Origin of the sequence: Paraburkholderia tuberum STM678, from assembly GCF_902833905.1 — a bacterium.
In the GTDB taxonomy this organism is placed as follows: domain Bacteria; phylum Pseudomonadota; class Gammaproteobacteria; order Burkholderiales; family Burkholderiaceae; genus Paraburkholderia; species Paraburkholderia tuberum.
The window spans coordinates 1-2,698 of the sequence record NZ_CADFGP010000148.1 but is presented as its reverse complement, the minus strand read 5'-3'; the positions used below and the strand labels follow the sequence as shown (position 1 = coordinate 2,698).

Below are 2,698 nucleotides of genomic sequence, written 5' to 3'. Positions count from 1 at the left end.
TGTGCTCATTTCCAGAATCCCAGTGCGGCCTGCAACGCCGGATTGCGTTCGGCCTGTCGTTCGAGCGGCACACCTTCGATGGCCGCCACCCACGCCTCGCGCAACGCCTCGACGCCTGCCGCCACGCCGCCCGGATGACCGAAGATCCCGCCACCGGCCGTATGAATCAGGTCCGCACAACCAATCGCCGCATACGTGTCAGCCGCCTGCAGTCCCGTCTGCCCTGAACTGAACACCGGCATCGCCGGCATCGCCGCCCCAGGCATCACCGGCGCAAGCACCGCGCGCGCGGCGGCGATCACGCTGTTATCGGGCTCACTGAACTTGTTGCGCAGCCCGTTCACGTGCAGGTGGTCCGCACCCGCCAGGCGCCAGAGCATCTGCCAGGGTGCGTAGTCCCAGCCCAGCTCCGGACTGCGCGACAGATAACCCCAGCCAGCCCGGTGTGCATGGATCGGCAACTGGCTATGCCTGCGCAGTTCGTGCATACCGACCAGCCCGATCGAGTTGAGCACCGCCATCACGCACGTGCCGCCTTGCGCCAGCACCAGATCGTGACGCCGCTTCATCTGGTCCAGATCCCCGGTGAGGTTGAACGCGACCATCACCTTCTTGCCGGTGCGTTCGGCGTGCTCGTTCACTACCCGCATCACGGCCCGCACGCGCTCGTCGAACGGACAGTGCGGGCCATCGCCCTGCAGTTCGTCGTCCTTGATGAAGTCGATGCCGCCCGCCACCAGCTCGCGTACCTGCTGCGCGGTTTCCTCCGGCGCGAGCCCCACGCTCGGCTTGATGATCGTGCCGATCAGCGGGCCGCGTTCGACACCCGCAAGCCTACGCGTGCCCTCGATGCCGAACGCCGGCCCCGGATAGGCCTGTCCAAACGACGGCGGCAGCCGCAAGCCGGTCAGCCTCAGCCCCGATACCTGGCGCAGTTCGAACAGGTTGCCCGCAATCGTCGACATCAGGTTGGGCAGCGACGGCCCGAGATTGCCGATCGGCCAGGACAGTTCGAGCGCACAGCGTGTATAGACCTTTGATGCGATGCCCCCGGCCAGGCTCGGCCTATCGACTCGCTCAAGCACGTCAAGCCTTTCGACCCGCGCCCCTGAGCGCGCCTTCAGCTCCGGCGTCTCGTTGGGCAGCGCGATAAAGGTGCCGCTCGACTGCTCGCCCGCGATCACCTCGGCCGCCATCTGCGGATCAACCCCCGTTTCTAGCCAGTAGCTGGCGTGGATGCGTTCGGTCACGGTATGCTCCCAAAAGAAAAAAGTGAAATCTGTGTATGGTTCAGGTACATGTCAAGTGCCATGCGCAAGGATGAGATCAGATCGTCCTCGCTCCACTTACCGGAAGCCGCACCGTAAGGAGCGATGTCGTTCCGCAGATGAAAAGCTGATTCCGTTGCGGTCCACCGAATTCGACATTGGCGACCGGTTCTGGCGTTTTCACTTTCCCAAGCAGCGTTCCGTCAGGGTCGTAGCAATGCACGCCGTCTGCGGCTCCTGCCCAAAGGCGCCCCTGACGGTCCACTCTGAGCCCGTCGAACATTCCGGACTCACATGAGGCAAACACCTGTCCGCCTCGCAACTCGCAACCGGGCGACAATTCAAATTTCCGGATATGACGTGGACCGCCGCTCAGGTGGGTGACGCCGCTGTCGACGATATAAATGCTCTGTTCGTCCGGTGAAAAAGCGAGCCCATTCGGGCGGACAAAGTCGTCCGCCACCACGTCGCACTCGCCGGTCTGCGAGTCCAGACAGCACACATTGCAGGCACCGATTTCAGGCTCCGCCGCATGGCCCTCGTAGTCGGTATCGATTCCGTACGTGGGGTCCGTGAACCACACAGAGCCATCAGACTTCACGATCACGTCATTGGGACTGTTCAGGCGCTTGCCCTTGTAATGCGAAACGAGTGTCGCGACTGTTCCATCATGCTCCGTGCGTGTGACCGATCGGGAGCCATGCTCGCAACGCACGACGCGTCCTTGGCGGTCGAGCGTGTGGCCGTTCGCGAATTGGGCTGGCTGAAGGAACACGCTGACGGCGTTGCTTGTTTCGTCCCAGCGCAACACGCGGTTGTTGGGAATGTCGCTCCATAGCAAGTAGCGCCCCGCCGGCACGTACACAGGACCCTCAGCCCAATGGCAGCCCGTGTACAAACGCTCCACCTGCGCGCTCAAGCGGATGCATGAAGAGAAACGTTCGTCCAGAATCTCGAAGTCACTGTCTGACATAGCCGATCTCGCGTTCGAGGATCTCTGACATCAGGCGGCTCGTTTATCGATCGTTGCGGCGGCTGCACCTCCACCGGGCGGCGCGGGCGATCGGTTGCCGCGCATCGTCCGGCGCACTGCACCGCCGCCAGCAAGGGCGAGAACCGTGATGATCACCAGCCCTTGAACAACGTCCTGCGCGCCCGGCGGAAGTCCCGCGATCTGCATCGTCGTCACGACCAGCACCAGCAGCAGACTGCCGAACAGCGTCCCGAGCGGCGTAGCGGCGCCGCCTGCAATCAATGTACCGCCGAGCACCACCGCGCCAAGCGACTGCAACAGATACGGCTGGCCCATTTCAAGGAAGGCACCGCCGACATAGGCACCTAGTGGTCTGCGTCAAACGGATTGCATCTTATTCAGCTTGGTGCGGGCACGCGTGACTTTCGCCAGAATGTCGGAAGCTTTAGCGGTCCAG

At 63.1% G+C, this 2,698-nt stretch carries 3 protein-coding genes; all 3 read right to left on the bottom strand.

Annotated features, from left to right (window positions below):
• Positions 1-5: 5 nt before the first annotated feature.
• The 3 genes from HWY30_RS40575 to HWY30_RS40565 all read right to left on the bottom strand — a co-directional run bounded on the left by HWY30_RS40575 (position 6) and on the right by HWY30_RS40565 (position 2,577).
• Positions 6-1,250: a ribulose-bisphosphate carboxylase large subunit family protein gene (locus HWY30_RS40575; RefSeq protein WP_090811981.1), complete on the bottom strand. Its 1,245-nt coding sequence runs from the start codon at positions 1,248-1,250 to the stop codon at positions 6-8.
• A 76-nt stretch (positions 1,251-1,326) separates the two neighbouring features.
• Positions 1,327-2,241, bottom strand: coding sequence for an SMP-30/gluconolactonase/LRE family protein (locus HWY30_RS40570; RefSeq protein WP_090811982.1), 915 nt, complete (start codon positions 2,239-2,241; stop codon positions 1,327-1,329).
• Positions 2,242-2,271: 30 nt separating this feature from the next.
• Positions 2,272-2,577, bottom strand: coding sequence for an ABC transporter permease (locus tag HWY30_RS40565; protein WP_208524383.1), 306 nt, complete (start codon positions 2,575-2,577; stop codon positions 2,272-2,274).
• Positions 2,578-2,698 lie beyond the last annotated feature (121 nt).